Source organism: Haemophilus influenzae, from assembly GCF_019703545.1.
Lineage (GTDB): Bacteria > Pseudomonadota > Gammaproteobacteria > Enterobacterales > Pasteurellaceae > Haemophilus > Haemophilus influenzae_E.
This window is the reverse complement of sequence record NZ_AP018771.1, coordinates 1,457,146-1,473,799: the sequence shown is the minus strand read 5'-3', so window position 1 is coordinate 1,473,799 and position 16,654 is coordinate 1,457,146. Positions and strand designations below refer to the sequence as shown.

The 16,654-nt window shown below is 34.8% G+C and carries 13 protein-coding genes; 7 read left to right on the top strand and 6 right to left on the bottom strand.

Annotated features, from left to right (window positions below):
• Positions 1-60: 60 nt before the first annotated feature.
• From mukE to sbcB, 5 genes are all read left to right on the top strand, one after another.
• A complete protein-coding gene (gene mukE, locus K6J66_RS07430) occupies positions 61-795 on the top strand; it encodes a chromosome partition protein MukE (protein ID WP_038439854.1) in 735 nt (244 codons plus the stop codon).
• Positions 795-5,327 carry a chromosome partition protein MukB gene (gene mukB / locus K6J66_RS07425; protein ID WP_038439853.1) on the top strand — a complete coding sequence of 1,511 codons (4,533 nt, stop codon included), beginning with the start codon at positions 795-797 and terminating at the stop codon, positions 5,325-5,327. The genes mukE and mukB overlap by 1 nt, the downstream gene beginning before the upstream one ends.
• 70 nt (positions 5,328-5,397) lie before the next feature.
• Positions 5,398-6,306, top strand: a complete 909-nt coding sequence (locus K6J66_RS07420; protein ID WP_005662245.1) for a DUF5655 domain-containing protein — start codon at positions 5,398-5,400, stop codon at positions 6,304-6,306.
• A gap of 2 nt (positions 6,307-6,308) precedes the next feature.
• Positions 6,309-7,184, top strand: a complete 876-nt coding sequence (locus tag K6J66_RS07415; protein ID WP_038439852.1) for a hypothetical protein — start codon at positions 6,309-6,311, stop codon at positions 7,182-7,184.
• 12 nt (positions 7,185-7,196) lie between these two features.
• A complete protein-coding gene (gene sbcB / locus K6J66_RS07410; protein ID WP_038439851.1) occupies positions 7,197-8,618 on the top strand; it encodes an exodeoxyribonuclease I in 1,422 nt (473 codons plus the stop codon).
• 692 nt (positions 8,619-9,310) lie between these two features.
• Here the strand turns inward: sbcB and phoR are convergent.
• The 6 genes from phoR to pstS all read right to left on the bottom strand — a co-directional run bounded on the left by phoR (position 9,311) and on the right by pstS (position 15,047).
• Positions 9,311-10,588, bottom strand: a complete 1,278-nt coding sequence (gene phoR / locus K6J66_RS07405; RefSeq protein ID WP_005662253.1) for a phosphate regulon sensor histidine kinase PhoR — start codon at positions 10,586-10,588, stop codon at positions 9,311-9,313.
• Entirely contained in the window at positions 10,585-11,280 is a 696-nt protein-coding gene (gene phoB / locus K6J66_RS07400; RefSeq protein ID WP_005662255.1) for a phosphate regulon transcriptional regulator PhoB, read from the bottom strand. Before phoB ends, phoR begins: the two co-directional genes overlap by 4 nt.
• Positions 11,281-11,376: 96 nt before the next feature.
• Positions 11,377-12,144, bottom strand: coding sequence for a phosphate ABC transporter ATP-binding protein PstB (gene pstB, locus K6J66_RS07395; protein WP_005662257.1), 768 nt, complete (start codon positions 12,142-12,144; stop codon positions 11,377-11,379).
• Positions 12,145-12,153: 9 nt separating this feature from the next.
• Positions 12,154-13,002, bottom strand: coding sequence for a phosphate ABC transporter permease PstA (pstA, locus tag K6J66_RS07390; protein WP_005650601.1), 849 nt, complete (start codon positions 13,000-13,002; stop codon positions 12,154-12,156).
• A gap of 1 nt (position 13,003) precedes the next feature.
• A complete protein-coding gene (pstC, locus tag K6J66_RS07385; RefSeq protein WP_005666943.1) occupies positions 13,004-13,951 on the bottom strand; it encodes a phosphate ABC transporter permease subunit PstC in 948 nt (315 codons plus the stop codon).
• 91 nt (positions 13,952-14,042) lie between these two features.
• Positions 14,043-15,047, bottom strand: coding sequence for a phosphate ABC transporter substrate-binding protein PstS (gene pstS / locus K6J66_RS07380; RefSeq protein WP_014550746.1), 1,005 nt, complete (start codon positions 15,045-15,047; stop codon positions 14,043-14,045).
• Between the two features lie 518 nt (positions 15,048-15,565).
• On the opposite strand from pstS, the gene ftnA (K6J66_RS07375) reads away from it, so the two are divergent.
• Positions 15,566-16,054: a non-heme ferritin gene (gene ftnA, locus K6J66_RS07375; RefSeq protein ID WP_005650594.1), complete on the top strand. Its 489-nt coding sequence runs from the start codon at positions 15,566-15,568 to the stop codon at positions 16,052-16,054.
• 15 nt (positions 16,055-16,069) lie between these two features.
• Positions 16,070-16,567 carry a non-heme ferritin gene (ftnA, locus tag K6J66_RS07370; RefSeq protein WP_005656740.1) on the top strand — a complete coding sequence of 166 codons (498 nt, stop codon included), beginning with the start codon at positions 16,070-16,072 and terminating at the stop codon, positions 16,565-16,567.
• The last annotated feature ends 87 nt before the right edge of the window (positions 16,568-16,654 follow it).

The window sequence follows — 16,654 nt, the reverse complement described above, 5'->3', positions numbered from 1 at the left end:
TTTGGCAATAATGATTAACGAAGAAAGTAACTGAATAAAGTTTTAATAGAGAAATAACCTATGACAGACAACCTTCAAGATGTAATTTCCCCAAAACTCGCTGTGGCGATTGCAAATCCAATATTTCCAGCGGTAGATAGCCTGTTACGTTCCGGTCGCCATATCAGCACGGAGCATTTAGATAATCACGCATTTTTAATGGATTTCCAAAATGAATTAGACGGATTTTATCGTCGCTATAACGTGGAACTAATTCGTGCGCCAGAAGGATTCTTCTATCTTCGCCCGAAAGCAACGACATTAATTGCGCGTTCAGTACTTTCTGAGTTGGAAATGCTTGTTGGTAAAGTGCTTTGTTATCTTTATTTAAGCCCAGAACGTTTAGCTCAACAGGGCATTTTTAGTACGCAAGAAGTGTATGATGAATTATTAAATCTTGCCGATGAAGGAAAATTATTAAAAGCAGTTAATCAGCGTTCAAGTGGTTCTGACTTAGATAAACAAAAATTGGTAGAAAAAGTGCGGGCTGCAATTGGTCGTTTACGTCGTTTAGGTATGATTCAAACTGTTGGCGAACAAAATAGTGGGAAATTTACGATTTCTGAATCTGTATTTCGTTTTGGTGCAGAAGTGCGTAGCGGAGATGATCCATTAGAAGCACAAGCTCGACTTATTCGTGATGGGGAAGTGGCAACACCAGAATCCTTAGCGTTGGAAAAACAAGCGCAATTAATGGAAAACGATACGAAAAGTGCGGATGAAATTGACGAAGAATTTGACGGAGAACAAGAATAATGTCTGATGTTTTTGAATTAGAAAATGAAATCGAATTAGAGAGCGATGAAGTCATTATGGAAAATGAAAACGTCGAAGAAATCGTTGATGCATCTATACCTTTTAGCATGACTGCAAACAATGGTGTAGAGCGTGGTAAATTCCGTTCTTTAACCTTAATTAACTGGAATGGTTTTTTTGCCCGTACTTTTGATTTAGATGAATTAGTTACCACACTTTCTGGGGGTAACGGTGCGGGGAAATCAACCACAATGGCTGGATTTGTGACCGCATTAATTCCCGATTTAACCCTTTTACATTTCCGTAATACAACAGAGGCTGGCTCTACAGGCGGTTCTCGCGATAAAGGTTTACATGGTAAATTACGCCCGGGTGTTTGTTACGCAGTATTAGATACCATTAATTCACGTCATCAACGTATTCTTGTTGGTGTGCGTCTGCAACAAATTGCAGGTCGTGATAAAAAGGTTGATTTAAAAACGTTCTCAATTCAAGGTGTCGAATTATCTCAAAATCCAACCGCACTTTTCACTGAAATCGTGGACGAACGTCAAGCACGTGTCCTTAATTTAAACGAACTTAAAGATAAAATTGAAAACATCGGTGCGCAATTTAAACAATATCATTCCATCACCGATTATCACGGCATGATGTTCGATTTAGGTATTATTCCGAAACGTTTACGTTCAGCATCAGACCGAAGCAAATTCTATAAACTTATCGAAGCGTCTTTATACGGCGGTATTTCTAGCGCAATCACACGCTCTTTACGTGACTATTTATTGCCAGAAAATTTAGGTGTGCGTAAAGCTTTCCAAGATATGGAAAGTGCATTACGTGAAAACCGTATGACTTTAGAAGCGATTAAGGTCACTCAATCAGATCGCGATTTATTCAAACATTTAATTACTGAAACCACCAACTATGTTGCTTCGGATTATATGCGTAATGCGAATGAACGCCGTGTCAATATTGAGGCTGCATTAGAATCTCGTCGTGAGTGGTATAAAGCAAAAGCAGAGCAGAATTTATCCCAACATCGTTTAGTTGATTTAAGTCGAGAAGTGGCTGAATTGGCAGAAAGTGAACGTACTTTAGAAGTTGATCACCAAAGTGCGGTTGATCATCTTAACTTAGTGTTAAACGCTTTGCGTCACCAAGAAAAAATTACGCGTTATCAAGAAGATATTGCAGAACTCACCGAGCGTTTAGAAGAACAAAAAATGGTGGTTGAAGATGCGAATGATGCGTTAGAAGAAAGCCAAGCCCAATTTGAGCAAACTGAAATTGAAATTGACGCTGTACGATCCCAATTAGCTGACTATCAAAAAGCATTAGATGCCCAACAAACTCGCGCACTTCAATATCAACAAGCCATTGCAGCCCTTGAAAAAGCGAAAACATTATGCGGTTTAGCGGATTTAAGTGTTAAAAATGTAGAAGATTATCACGCAGAATTTGAAGCCCATGCTGAAAGTTTAACGGAAACCGTACTTGAGCTTGAGCACAAAATGTCTATTTCTGAAGCGGCAAAATCTCAGTTCGATAAAGCGTATCAATTAGTATGCAAAATTGCGGGTGAAATGCCTCGTTCTGCAGCCTGGGAAAGTGCCAAAGAATTATTACGTGAATATCCAAGCCAAAAATTGCAGGCACAACAAACGCCACAACTTCGCACAAAATTACATGAACTTGAGCAACGTTATGCACAACAACAAAGTGCGGTCAAATTACTTAATGATTTTAATCAACGTGCTAATTTAAGTTTACAAACAGCAGAAGAATTAGAGGATTATCACGCCGAGCAAGAAGCGTTAATTGAAGACATTTCAGCAAGACTTTCAGAACAAGTGGAAAACCGTTCTACGCTTCGTCAAAAACGTGAAAATTTAACCGCACTTTATGATGAAAATGCGCGTAAAGCACCAGCATGGCTGACGGCTCAAGCTGCATTGGAACGTCTAGAACAACAAAGTGGCGAGACGTTTGAACATAGCCAAGATGTGATGAATTTTATGCAATCACAACTTGTGAAAGAACGTGAACTCACGATGCAGCGTGATCAACTTGAACAAAAACGTTTGCATTTAGATGAACAAATTTCTCGTTTAAGTCAGCCAGATGGTTCAGAAGATTCACGTTTAAATATGCTGGCAGAACGTTTTGGTGGTGTGCTGCTTTCAGAGCTTTACGATGATGTAACCATTGAAGATGCGCCTTATTTCTCCGCACTTTACGGACCTGTGCGTCATGCTATTGTTGTGCGTGATCTCAATGCTGTGCGTGAACAACTTGCGCAATTAGAAGATTGCCCTGATGATTTGTATTTAATTGAAGGCGATCCTACCGCATTTGACGATAGCGTATTATCTGCACAAGAACTTGAGCTGGGTGTTGTAGTGCAAGTTTCAGATCGTGAATTACGCTATTCAAGATTCCCTGAAATCCCGTTATTTGGGCGTGCAGCACGTGAAAAACGTTTAGAAGAATTACAAATTGAACGTGATGAAGTGGCAGAACAACATGCACAAATTGCGTTTGATGTACAAAAATGCCAACGTTTACACGAACATTTCAGCCAATTTGTTGGGTTACATTTAGCACTGGCGTTCCAGCCAAATCCAGAAGAGTTAATGTCTGAGATTAATCGCGAACGCAATGAAATTGATCGTGAATTAAACCAATTTAATAACGGCGAACAACAATTACGCATTCAATTAGATAATGCAAAAGAAAAACTGCAATTACTCAATAAGTTAATTCCACAACTCAATGTATTAGCTAATGAAGATTTAATTGATCGTATTGAAGAATGTCGTGAGCAATTAGATATTGCAGAGCAAGATGAATATTTTATTCGTCAATATGGCGTAACGTTGTCACAATTAGAGCCTATAGCCAATAGTTTACAAAGTGATCCAGAAAATTACGAAGGCTTAAAAAATGAATTAACTCAAGCGATTGAGCGTCAAAAACAAGTTCAACAACGTGTATTTGCGTTAGCTGATGTTGTACAACGTAAACCGCATTTTGGTTATGAAGATGCAGGGCAGGCTGAAACTTCTGAACTCAATGAAAAACTTCGCCAACGTTTAGAACAAATGCAAGCACAGCGAGATACACAACGTGAGCAAGTTCGTCAAAAACAAAGTCAATTTGCCGAATATAATTGCGTATTGATTCAGTTACAAAGTTCTTACGATAGTAAATATCAACTCTTAAATGAATTGATTGGGGAAATTAGCGATCTTGGCGTGAGAGCTGATGATGGTGCTGAAGAACGCGCGCGTATCCGTCGTGATGAATTACATCAACAACTTTCAACAAGCCGTCAGCGTCGTTCTTATGTAGAAAAACAACTGACATTAATTGAAAGCGAAGCGGACAACTTAAATCGTCTAATCCGCAAAACTGAACGTGATTATAAAACTCAACGTGAATTAGTTGTAGCAGCAAAAGTGAGTTGGTGTGTGGTTTTACGCTTATCACGTAACTCTGATATGGAAAAACGCCTCAATCGCCGAGAGCTCGCTTATTTATCTGCAGATGAATTACGTTCAATGTCAGATAAAGCGTTAGGTGCGTTACGTACAGCAGTGGCGGATAATGAATATTTACGTGATAGCCTAAGAGTGTCTGAAGATAGTCGCAAACCTGAAAATAAAGTGCGGTTCTTTATCGCGGTATATCAGCACCTACGTGAACGTATTCGCCAAGACATTATTAAAACGGATGATCCAATTGATGCCATTGAACAAATGGAAATTGAGCTTTCTCGTTTAACGGCTGAATTAACTGGCCGTGAGAAAAAATTGGCAATCAGTTCTGAAAGTGTTGCAAATATTATGCGTAAAACGATTCAGCGTGAACAAAATCGCATTCGTATGCTTAACCAAGGCTTACAAAACATTGCGTTTGGTCAGGTGAAATCTGTTCGTTTGGTAGTGAATATTCGTGATACCCATGCCATGTTGTTGGACGCACTTTCTGGTCAGCAAAATGAATATCAAGATTTATTCAACGATAATCGCATCACTTTTTCTGAAGCTATGGCGAAGCTCTATCAACGCATTAATCCACATATTGATATGGGACAACGCACAGCGCAAACAATTGGTGAAGAATTGTTAGATTACCGTAATTATCTTGAGCTTGAAGTGGAAGTATTCCGTGGTGCTGATGGCTGGTTACGTGCAGAAAGTGGTGCACTTTCTACTGGTGAAGCTATCGGTACAGGTATGTCAATTCTCTTAATGGTTGTTCAAAGCTGGGAAGAAGAAAGCCGTCGAATTCGTGGTAAAGATATTGTGCCTTGTCGCTTGTTGTTCTTAGATGAAGCGGCACGTTTAGATGGTAAATCTATTTCTACCTTATTCGAACTTTGCGAACGTTTGGATATGCAGTTGCTTATCGCTGCACCTGAAAATATCAGCCCGGAAAAAGGCACCACTTATAAACTCGTGCGTAAAATCGCAGGCAACCAAGAGCACGTACACGTTGTTGGTTTACGCGGATTCGGTGCGACAGATTAAAAAATAGAAGGGAAGTGCGGTTGAAAATTTCGGTGTTTTTGACCGCACTTAAGCCTTTAAGGAAGGAATAATGAAAATCTTTACATCAAAAAAAGGACAATTATCACAGCTGAAGCAGCAAAAATTTAAGCTGGAAAAGGATATTCAGCGTTTATTTGAAGAAAATCTTACCTTATTAAGTGGCTATATTTTTATTCGTTCGGAATTTTCTATTAAAAATTCACGTATTGATACCTTAGCTTTTGATCCTGAAACTCAAGCCTTTGTCATTATTGAATATAAAAGACAACAAAATTCTAGTGTGGTTGATCAAGGGATTTCTTATCTTAATTTGATGCTTGAATATAAAGCTGATTTTATTGTGGAATATAATGAAAAGCAAAAAGTCCCACTTAAAAGAAATGATGTGGATTGGTCACAATCTAAGGTGATTTTTGTTTCACCTGCTTTTAATGATTTCCAAATTCAAGCCACGAATTTTAAAGATTTACCTATTGAATTATGGGAAGTTAATCGCTTTGATAATGATATTATTACGCTCAATATTATTAATAAATTAAAATCAGCACCTAATATTAAAGCAGTTTCTAATGAAAAGAGAGAGGAACTCTCAATATTAAAAGAAATAAAAGTTTATCAAGAATCTGATCACTTAGCTGATAAAACTGATTTTATTCAGGAATTATATGAGTCATTTAGGCAAGCAATTTTAAACTTAGATCAAAATATAGAAATTAATGTACGTAAACTTTACATTGCATTTAAAAAAGATCGAAATATTGCAGATATTCGTATTCAACAAAAGAATTTAAAAATTTGGATTAATCTTCCTTATGGAGAATTAGATGATCCTAAAAATTTAGCCAAAAATGTATCTAATACTGGTCACTGGGGAAATGGAGATTATGAAATTGCTGTTGAAAGTACCCAATATCTTGAATACGTTATGAGTTTAATTAAACAAGCTATTAAGGATTAAAAATGCACAATCTTATTCTTGCCATTCTTTGCAGCGTAGCAGTTTCAGTTTTACTGAAAATTGCCCGTAAAAAAAATATCATTATTGAACAAGCTATCGCATTCAACTACATTACAGCCATCACTTTCAGTTATTTCTTACTTAAACCTGATTTTAAAGGCTTAGAGTTTACTGATTACATTGCACAAAGCGAAAATTCACCCATTTTTTTAGCACTAGGTTTATTGCTACCTAGCGTATTTATTATTATGTCAAAAGCAGTGGGGTTTGCTGGAATTATACGTTCTGACGCAGCGCAACGTCTTTCGTTGTTTCTTCCCATTTTAGCTGCGTTTTTAATTTTTCATGAAACACTAAGCCAATCTAAAATCATTGGCGTTGTATTAGCTTTTATTGGTTTATTTTGTTTATTAACTAAGCCAACTCAAGGGCAAAGTGCGGTCAATTTTAAAGGTGTTTTAGGATTAATCGGTGTGTGGTTTGGTTACGGCATCATTGATATTTTATTCAAACAAGTGGCGAAAAGCGGCGGTGCATTTCCTGCAACATTGTTTATTTCTTTCTCGCTTGCAGCTTGCGTTATGTTTATCTATTTATTCTTAAAACGTGCGCAATGGACATCATCAAGTGTAATTGGCGGCATCGTTTTAGGTGTATTGAATTTCTTTAATATTTTATTCTATATAAAAGCACATCAAAGTTTTGCTGGAAATCCAACGCTTGTTTTCGCGGGAATGAACATTGGCGTGATTTGTTTAGGCACGCTAACTGGCGCATCAGCTTTTAAAGAAAAAATCAGTAAGCTAAATTGGCTAGGTATTATTTTCAGTTTGTCGGCTATTTTTTGCCTATATTATTTAGATAAAATCATCGCGTAAAAGAGACTAGTCATGGCAAAAGATTTCAGCTTTTTTATTTACGATTATGAAAGTTTTGGTGTAAATCCAGCAACAGATCGCCCTGCGCAATTTGCGGGTATTCGTACAGATGCTGATTTTAATATCATTGGCGAACCAATAATGTTTTATTGTAAACAAACCAACGATTATTTACCGGCTCCTGAAGCCGTAATGGTCACAGGAATTACGCCTCAAGAATGTAATGAAAAGGGGCTTTCAGAGCCTGAATTCGCCGCAAATATCTTAGCAGAATTTTCCCAACCCAATACTTGTGTCATGGGTTATAACAATATTCGCTATGATGATGAAATGACGCGTTATACGTTTTATCGTAATTTCATTGATCCTTATGAATACAGCTGGAAAAACGGGAATTCACGCTGGGATTTGTTAGATTTAGTGCGAGCCTGTTATGCCTTGCGTCCAGAAGGAATTAATTGGGCTTATGACGATGATGGAATGCCAAGTTTCCGCTTAGAAAAACTCACTAAAGCAAATGGTATTGAGCATGAAAATGCTCACGATGCCATGGCGGATGTATATGCAACTATTGCTATGGCGAAATTAATTAAAGAAAAACAGCCTAAATTATTCCAATATTTCTTTGAAAACCGAGGTAAAAAAGAAATCGAAAAATTAGTTGATACAGGCGCAATGACACCTTTAGTGCATGTTTCTGGAATGCTAGGGAATTATCGTGGAAATTGCACTTGGGTTGCACCTTTAGCTTGGCATCCGACAAATCAAAATGCACTCATTGTTTGTGATTTAACTGGCGATATCGATAATTTATTAGCCAAAAGTGCGGATGAATTACGGACAGATTTATATACTAAAAAATCTGAATTAGAAGAAAGAGGAGTTTCATCTGTTCCGTTAAAGCTTGTGCATATCAATAAATGTCCTATTTTAGCACCAGCTAAAACTTTGTTACCAGAAACAGCAAATCGATTGGGTATTGATCGACAATTATGCTTGGATAATCTTGCAAAATTACGAGCATCTTTTGATATTCGTGAAAAAGTGGCGGATATTTTTAATGAAGAACGTCAATTTGCATCGAATGATAATGTAGAAACTGAGTTATACAATGGCTTTTTTAGCAATGCTGATAAAAATAATATGGCTATTTTACGTAGTTTACCTGCAGAAAAATTATCTGAACATGGTTTAGCTTTTGAAGATAAACGTATCCTTGAATTATTGTTCCATTATCGCGCTCGTCATTTTTATAAAACCCTCACACGCGCTGAACAAATTAAATGGAAAAAATACCGGCAGAATAAACTTGAAAAAAGTGCGGTAGAGTTTGAATCAAGTTTACAACGTTTAGCTGAGGAACATTCAGATAATTCTGAAAAACTATCTTTGCTACAACAAGTATATGAATATGGTATAAAATTACTAGGTTAGTCGATACGTTGTCACATTTCGTCAAAAAGCACGTTTTAATAAAAACGTGCTTTTTTTGTTGTTTTTCTGGGAAGAAAATATCCAAGAAATTCTCCAGATTTTACGTAGCGTAATCACATAGATTTAAGCTTATTTCACTTTACATTTCCTTTACATTTAAATTCATCCGTTCAATAACTCTATAAAATGACGCGTTACAACGTGTTATCTAGCCTTATTTTGTCTTGTTTTGCTAGTACTTGTAACTTGTGTATAACTCTGTGATTTATTTAATCCGTAGTTCCCGCTAACCTGATAACTAATTTCGCATAATGTATATTATGTTAAATTATAAAAAAATACAAAGTAACTTTAATTATAGGTTATAAAGAGATTATTTCTTCTCTCTTAATTAGTTATACTTAATCAAATAAGATGAACGAGTAAATTAATTTAGAGCCATACTATGATGTTTATTTACAGTGTTCGATTCATGGGTGTGAAAGTACTGCAGCATTTAAAGATTTATGCTTGATTGATAAAGATTTAGGTGATTTAGCAACTGCTACATAATCTAAATAATATAAGTTTAGATGGGTGAAAAACTACCAAGCTGTGTTTTTTATGTATCTAAGCTCTCCACTAGCCCGCTATTTTCGATTTTCTGATGTGTTATTTACTACCGTGTCAGCTAATACTTGCAACGTGTATTATCATTGAATTTCTTTATTATTTTTTGATATGACAAAGCGTTTAGGTATGATAAACGAAAAACTACTACCCTTCGTTTCAGTACTTTCAATATTTAAATGAGAATGATATTGTAATAAAGTATGCTTCACAATAGCTAGTCCTAAACCACTTCCACCAGTTAAATGGCTACGAGATTCATCAACTCTATAAAAACGTTCTGTTAAATGTGGAATATGCTGTGGTGATATGCCAACACCATTATCTATCACGTTAAATTTAATACCCTGTTCACAAGTTTCCCATTGAATTTGAATATGACACTGTTTGCCAGAATGCTTAATAGCATTATAAATTAAATTTGAAACGGCACTTCTTAGTTGAGATTCATTTCCAAAAATAATGATATTAGGCTGAATAATAAATTCAATGTGATGATTATAAGTATTTAATATATCTGTATCTTTTCTTAAAGAATTTATCATGGCTGACATATCAAATGTACGAAAATCCTTATCTGAAGTTGTTTCTATTTTTGCTAAAAAATTAAATTGTTGTAATAGATGTTCCATTCGTTGGCTTTGCTCTTGCATTGCAAAAATAGCCTTTTTTTGTAGAGGGTTCTGAATATTATTATCTGCAAGAATTTCTAAGTAACCTTGTAATACGGTTAATGGAGTACGTAGCTCGTGATTAATATTACTCAAGAATTTTTGGCGTGAATTAAGTAAATGAATCATATCTGTAATATCTCGAGCGACAACTAAAATCATATGAGAATTATAAGCGTGCGACTGCACCTCAATATAACGTTGATTATAAGTTAATAGTACTAACGGTCGTCTTTTTTTTTGACTGAAAAAATAATGTTTAAATTGTTCATAAAAAATAACATCAAAAATATTTTTCTGGACTTTTTTATTCCAACAAAAATCAAACATCTGTTGTGCAATTGAATTACACCAAGAAATATTACCATTATGCTGACAGATAATAATTGCATCTGGTAAATACTTAATATTTTTATTTATTTGAGATAACAAACGTAAACTTGCACATTTTTCTTTGTAAATTTGATGACGATGGTAGGCTTCAGTTTGAGAGAATGTCCCTAATTGTAATAAAGAGAATTTATTATCTTGCTTTAAATTGAGATATTTAAGTAAACGATATTCATTAATATGATGCCAAGCTAAAATTAATAAAAGTATTATTGCAAACCAAAGAATAAAATCAGAAGTAAATAAGGAAATAATGATTGCCAAATTTATTTCAACAATAAAATTCAATATTTTTTTCATTGTTTATCTCGTAAATAACTAGAAAATCGATAACCAGATCCTCGAACTGTTTGGATGTAATCTTCACATTGAAAAGGAGCTAAATTACGGCGTAAACGGCGAATATAGCTATCAACAGTGCGATATTCAACTTCTAGATCATTATGCCAAATACGATTTAACAATTGTTCTCTAGAATAAACTTTTTCAGGGTGCCTCATAAAAAAATGTAACAATTTAAATTCTGTACTACTTAAATTAATTTCCTGCTGTTGGAAAAACACTCTCTGAGCATTTTCATCAATGGAAAGTTCATCGATTTGTATAAATTGACTTTGTTGTTCATAAATTCTCCTCCATACTGCCTCAATGCGAGCTAATAAAATTTGAGGTGAAAAGGGTTTAGTGATGTAGTCATCAGCCCCTGCATTTAAACAGGCAATACAATCTTCTTCTGTACTTTTAGCTGTGAGCATAATAATGGGAATCGCAGCATAGCTTTCTTGCTTTTTAATATACTGTATAAATTGTATACCTGAACGACCAGGTAGCATCCAATCCAATAATATTAGTTTAGGATTTTCTTTTATCTTGTTTATCGCTGTTTTGAAATCGCTCGCTTCAATCACATCATAGTATTTTTGAGATAAAAACAGTGTGATCATTTCACGGATTGCACATTCATCTTCAACTATCAGAATTTTTCTCGTCATAATACTCCTTCATTTGATTTATGGCATAAAAGTGAAGTGAGAAATAATACATTCTCACCAAACTTTTACTTTTTAATAAGAGTGAGCTCAAAATAACTACCCCATTTTACCGCGAATATAATCTTCTGTACGTTGTATCTTGGGTTTATCAAAAATTTGTTGTGTTTGACCAAATTCAACTAATTCACCCAAATACATAAATGCCGTATAGTCGGAGCAACGTGTAGCTTGTTGCATATTATGAGTTACTATAACCACAGTATAATCTTGTTTTAACTCCGTAATGAGTTCTTCAATTTTCATAGTCGAAATAGGATCTAATGCCGAACAAGGTTCATCTAACAACAACACACTAGGTTTAATAGCAATCCCTCGAGCAATGCACAAGCGTTGCTGTTGTCCGCCAGATAAACTATCTCCGCTTTTATGTAATTTATCTTTCACTTCATTCCAAAGAGCGGCCTTAGTCAATGCCCATTCTACTCGTTCATTCATCTTTTCTTTTGATAATTTTTCAAACAAACGAACACCGAATGCAATATTATCATAAATCGACATTGGAAATGGCGTTGGTTTTTGGAAAACCATACCAACTTTAGCACGAATCAGAGAAATATCCATCTTTGTTGTGAGTAAATTTTCACCGTCTAAATTAATTTCACCAGTAGCTTTTTGATTTGGATATAGTTCAAACATCCGATTAAAACTCCGCAATAAAGTAGATTTACCGCAACCTGAAGGACCAATAAAGGCGGTCACTTTATTCTTAGCGATACGTAAATTAATGTTTTTTAATGCATGAAAATCCTCATAGTAGAAATTTAGATTTTGCACAGCTATTTTGGTTTCTTGTAGACTAATCATATTGCCTCATTATTTTTTATGTTGAAAGAAGAGTCGAGTGAAAATGTTTAAGCAAAGCACAAATAATGTTATTAGAGCTGCACCTGCCCAAGCTAGATTATTCCAATCTGTAAAAGGACTTGCTGCATATTGATAAATAACTACAGGTAAATTTGCGATAGGTTCATTCATATTCCAAGATAGAAATTGATTAGACAGAGCGGTAAATAATAGCGGTGCAGTTTCTCCTGAAATTCGGGCAACTGCTAATAGCACGCCAGTTAAAATCCCTGATTTAGCTGCTCGATAACAAATCATCATAATAACTTGCCATTGAGAGCAACCAAGAGCTGCCGCTGCTTCACGTAAATTATTTGGTACAAGTAATAACATATTGTCCGTAGTGCGTACCACGATAGGAATAAGCAATAAAGCTAATGCGAATGCTCCAGCCCACCCTGAAAAATGCTCGATTTTTGATACATACAAGCTGTAAACAAACAAACCAATAATAATAGAAGGGGCAGAAAGAAGAATATCATTAAGAAAACGGGTAATTTGTGCGAAACGGCTATAACGACCATATTCTGCCAAATACGTTCCTGCCAATACCCCTATAGGCGTGCCTATCAATGTACCCGCACCGACAATAAAAAACGAACCAATCAGTGCATTTAACAATCCCCCTTTTTCATTAGGGGCAGGGGTAGATTGTGTGAATAAATCAATTGATAAAGCTGGAATGCCTTTGGTAATTAGAGTGAATAATATCCAACACAACCAAAATAAGCCGATAATTACTGAAATATAGGAAAGCCCTAACATTAATTTATTGTGTGTTTTACGCCAATAAAAACGCAAGTTTTGATTAGTTTTCATCTTATTTCCCTTTTGTTTGTTGCATTTTTGTAATCATTAATCTTGATAAAATCAATACCATAGTTGTGATAACAAAGAGAAGTAATCCTAATTCCATCAATGCAGATTTTTGTAATCCACCTGCTTCATTAAATTCGTTAGCAATAGCAGATGCGATTGAGGTAGAAGGTGAAAATAAGGAATTAGGCAATTGAAACGAATTACCTATAATAAAAGTGATAGCCATTGTTTCGCCCAATGCTCTTCCCAATCCTAGCATCACACTCCCAACAAGCCCTATTCTAGTGTGTGGTACAATCACTTGTCGAACCACTTCCCAAGTGGTTGCACCTAATCCATAAGCACCTTCTTTTAACATTGGTGGTACTATACTAAAGACATCCCGCATTACGGATGCAATAAAAGGAATGATCATTATGGCAAGCACTAATCCTGCCGTAAATAAACCAACACCAAAAGGTACGCCAGAAAAAAATAATTCTAATCCAGGTAAACTACCCAAATTGTCAATTAGTACTGGCTGAATATGTTCTTGAAATAATGGAACGAAAACAAACAACCCCCACATTCCGTAAATAATAGAAGGAATTGCAGCTAGCATTTCAATCGCAATGCTTATAGGACGTTTTAGCCAATTGGGAGCTAGCTCCGTTAAAAAAATAGCAATACCAAATGAAATGGGTACTGCGATAAATAATGCGATACCCGCCGTAATAAGCGTACCTAAAATAGGAATAATTGCCCCATATTGTTCTTGTACAGGATCCCAATATGTTTCTAATAGAAAACTCCCACCAAAACGTTTAATACTTTCCCAGCTTCCTATGACTAAAGAAATTAAAATAGCAGCAAGTAAAATAAACACAAGCAAAGCAAACAATGCCGTAGTCTGTTTGAATAATGATTCAATCCATGTTTGATTAAAATATTTCCGACTTTTTGTGAGCATAAGTATTTTCCAAAATTATTTAAGATAACCGCACTTTATTAATGTTAAGTGCTAGGTTTTGTATAAAGTGCGGTATAAAATAAAGAGATTTTTATTGTTTTAGCTCTGTTTTCCATTGACTTTTAATGGTAGATACCACATCAGCTGGAATTGGCACATAATCTAATTCAGTTGCCGCATCTTGCCCTCTTGAGAATGCCCAATCAAAAAAGGCTAATACATTTTTAGTTGTTTCAGGGTTGTCAGAATATTTATTTAATAAAATAAAACTCGCTGCCGTAATTGGCCAAGATTTTTCCCCCGTTTCATTGGTTAATATAACACCCATTCCCGCCTTTTCGTGCCATTTTGCGTGACTTGCAGCTGCCATGAAACTTTCATTAGAAGGCTGTACAAATTGCCCTGCTTGATTTTGTAATGAAATCCAAGCAAGCTGATTTTGTTTGGCATAGGCATACTCTACATAACCAATGGTGTATTTCATTTGGCGAACATAAGAAGCAATTCCCTCATTCCCCTTTCCACCTTGACCTGTTAACCACTTCACTGATTTACCTTCACCAACTTGATTTTTCCAATCGTTCGAAACTTTAGATAGATAATTAGTGAAGCCAAATGTTGTTCCAGAGCCGTCTGAACGATGAATCACAATAATGTTTTTATTTGGTAAAGGAAGCGTTGGATTTAATGCAACTAAGTCAGGATCGTTCCATTTTTTAATCTTACCAAGGAAGATTTCTGCTAACAGCTTACCTGATAACTTTAATTTACCAGGTTTAATTTCAGGCAAATTAACAACAGGCACTATACCACCGATAACCGCAGGGAATTGGACTAGTTGGTGTTGTTGTAATAATTCGGATTTCATTGGATCGTCAGAGGCACCAAAATCAACCGTTTTTGCAATAATTTGCTGTTGTCCGCCGCCCGAACCGATGGATTGATAATTAACTTTATTCCCAGTTTCTTTCTCATATAAAGATGCCCACTTCGCATAAATTGGATAAGGGAAAGACGCTCCAGCACCAGTGATGCTATTAGCTTGAGCAAAAGGTAACGTACCTAAGGTTAAAACGATAATAAGATTTTTTTTCATTTTATGCATAAACATAACAAATTCTCCTTGAGTGTTATTTAGATTGCGTAGCGAAGTGTAGAAAATAATTGTGACAGTTTGATGACAATATGAAAAATTTTAAATGGATAATCAAAAGAAAGTAGTTATAAGAAAAGTACAGGTAAATTTGACCGTGTTTTTCTAGCAGAATGATATTACATTTGTCAATTAATTGATAACGATCTTTAGGTTTAATAAAAGTTGGTAAGTTTTCATGTTTACTCGATAATCTAAATTTTCATCCAAATCTAAGGAGGAAAATAAAGACATATCTAATACTAATTTAAAATTTGTTAGTTTTATTGTGACAACGTCACGTTTAATTTATATAGAATTATGTAAATGATAATAATTGTTTTTTATTTTTCTTTTTAAAATTAATTAGTTATATCAAAATTTTTGATAAAAAACTTGCAATTATCATTTGTGAATTTAAAATGATTGCCGCAAATTACGCTTTATTGCATTTTATCAATCAAAATGGAAAGGAATTAGTTATGCTTAATCAAATAATCATAAACAAGCTGAACGACCAAATTAACTTAGAGTTCTACTCTTCTAATGTTTATTTACAAATGAGTGCATGGTGTTCAAAACACGGTTATGAGGGGGCTGCTACCTTCTTACTTCGTCATGCTGATGAAGAATTAGAACATATGCAAAAACTGTTTAATTATGTAAGTGAAACTAGTGGTATGCCTATTTTAGGCAAAATTGATGCTCCTAAACATGATTATTCTTCATTAAGAGAAGTTTTTGAAATAACTTTAGAACATGAAAAATTAGTTACGTCAAAAATCAATGAATTAGTTGAAGTTACTTTTGAAAGCAAAGACTACTCTACTTTTAACTTCCTGCAGTGGTATGTAGCAGAACAGCATGAAGAAGAAAAATTATTTAGTGGAATTATTGATAGATTTAATCTTGTTGGCGAAGATGGTAAAGGATTATTCTTTATTGATCGTGAACTCGCAACTTTGGAATAGATAGGAGAAAATAGTATGTTATCAGAAAATGTAGTAAAACTATTAAACGATCAAATGAATTTAGAGTTTTATTCTTCTAATTTATATTTACAAATGAGTGCTTGGTGCGATCAGCAAGGCTTTGAAGGCACTGCAAAATTCTTATCAGTTCATGCTGCTGAAGAAATGCAACATATGCGTAAATTATTTACTTATTTAAATGAAACTGGCTCACTTGCTGTAATTTCTGCAATTGAAGCACCTGCACATGAATATAAATCATTAAAAGAAGTAATTGAAGCTACCTATGAGCATGAAAAATTAATTACCAGTAAAATCAATGAATTAGTAGGTAAAACCTTTGAAGAAAAAGACTACTCTGCATTTAATTTCTTACAATGGTATGTGGAAGAACAACATGAAGAAGAAAAATTATTTAGTAGTATTTTAGATAAATTAAATTTTCTTGGAGAAGATGGCAAAGGCTTGTTCCTAATTGATAAGGATTTAGGTAATCTCTCTACTAAAGCCTAATTATAGATTATCAAATCTGGCAGATCTTTTATTTAAAATAATGTGTCTGCCAGATTATTTTATTCCAAATTTTCCAAAAATATTTTC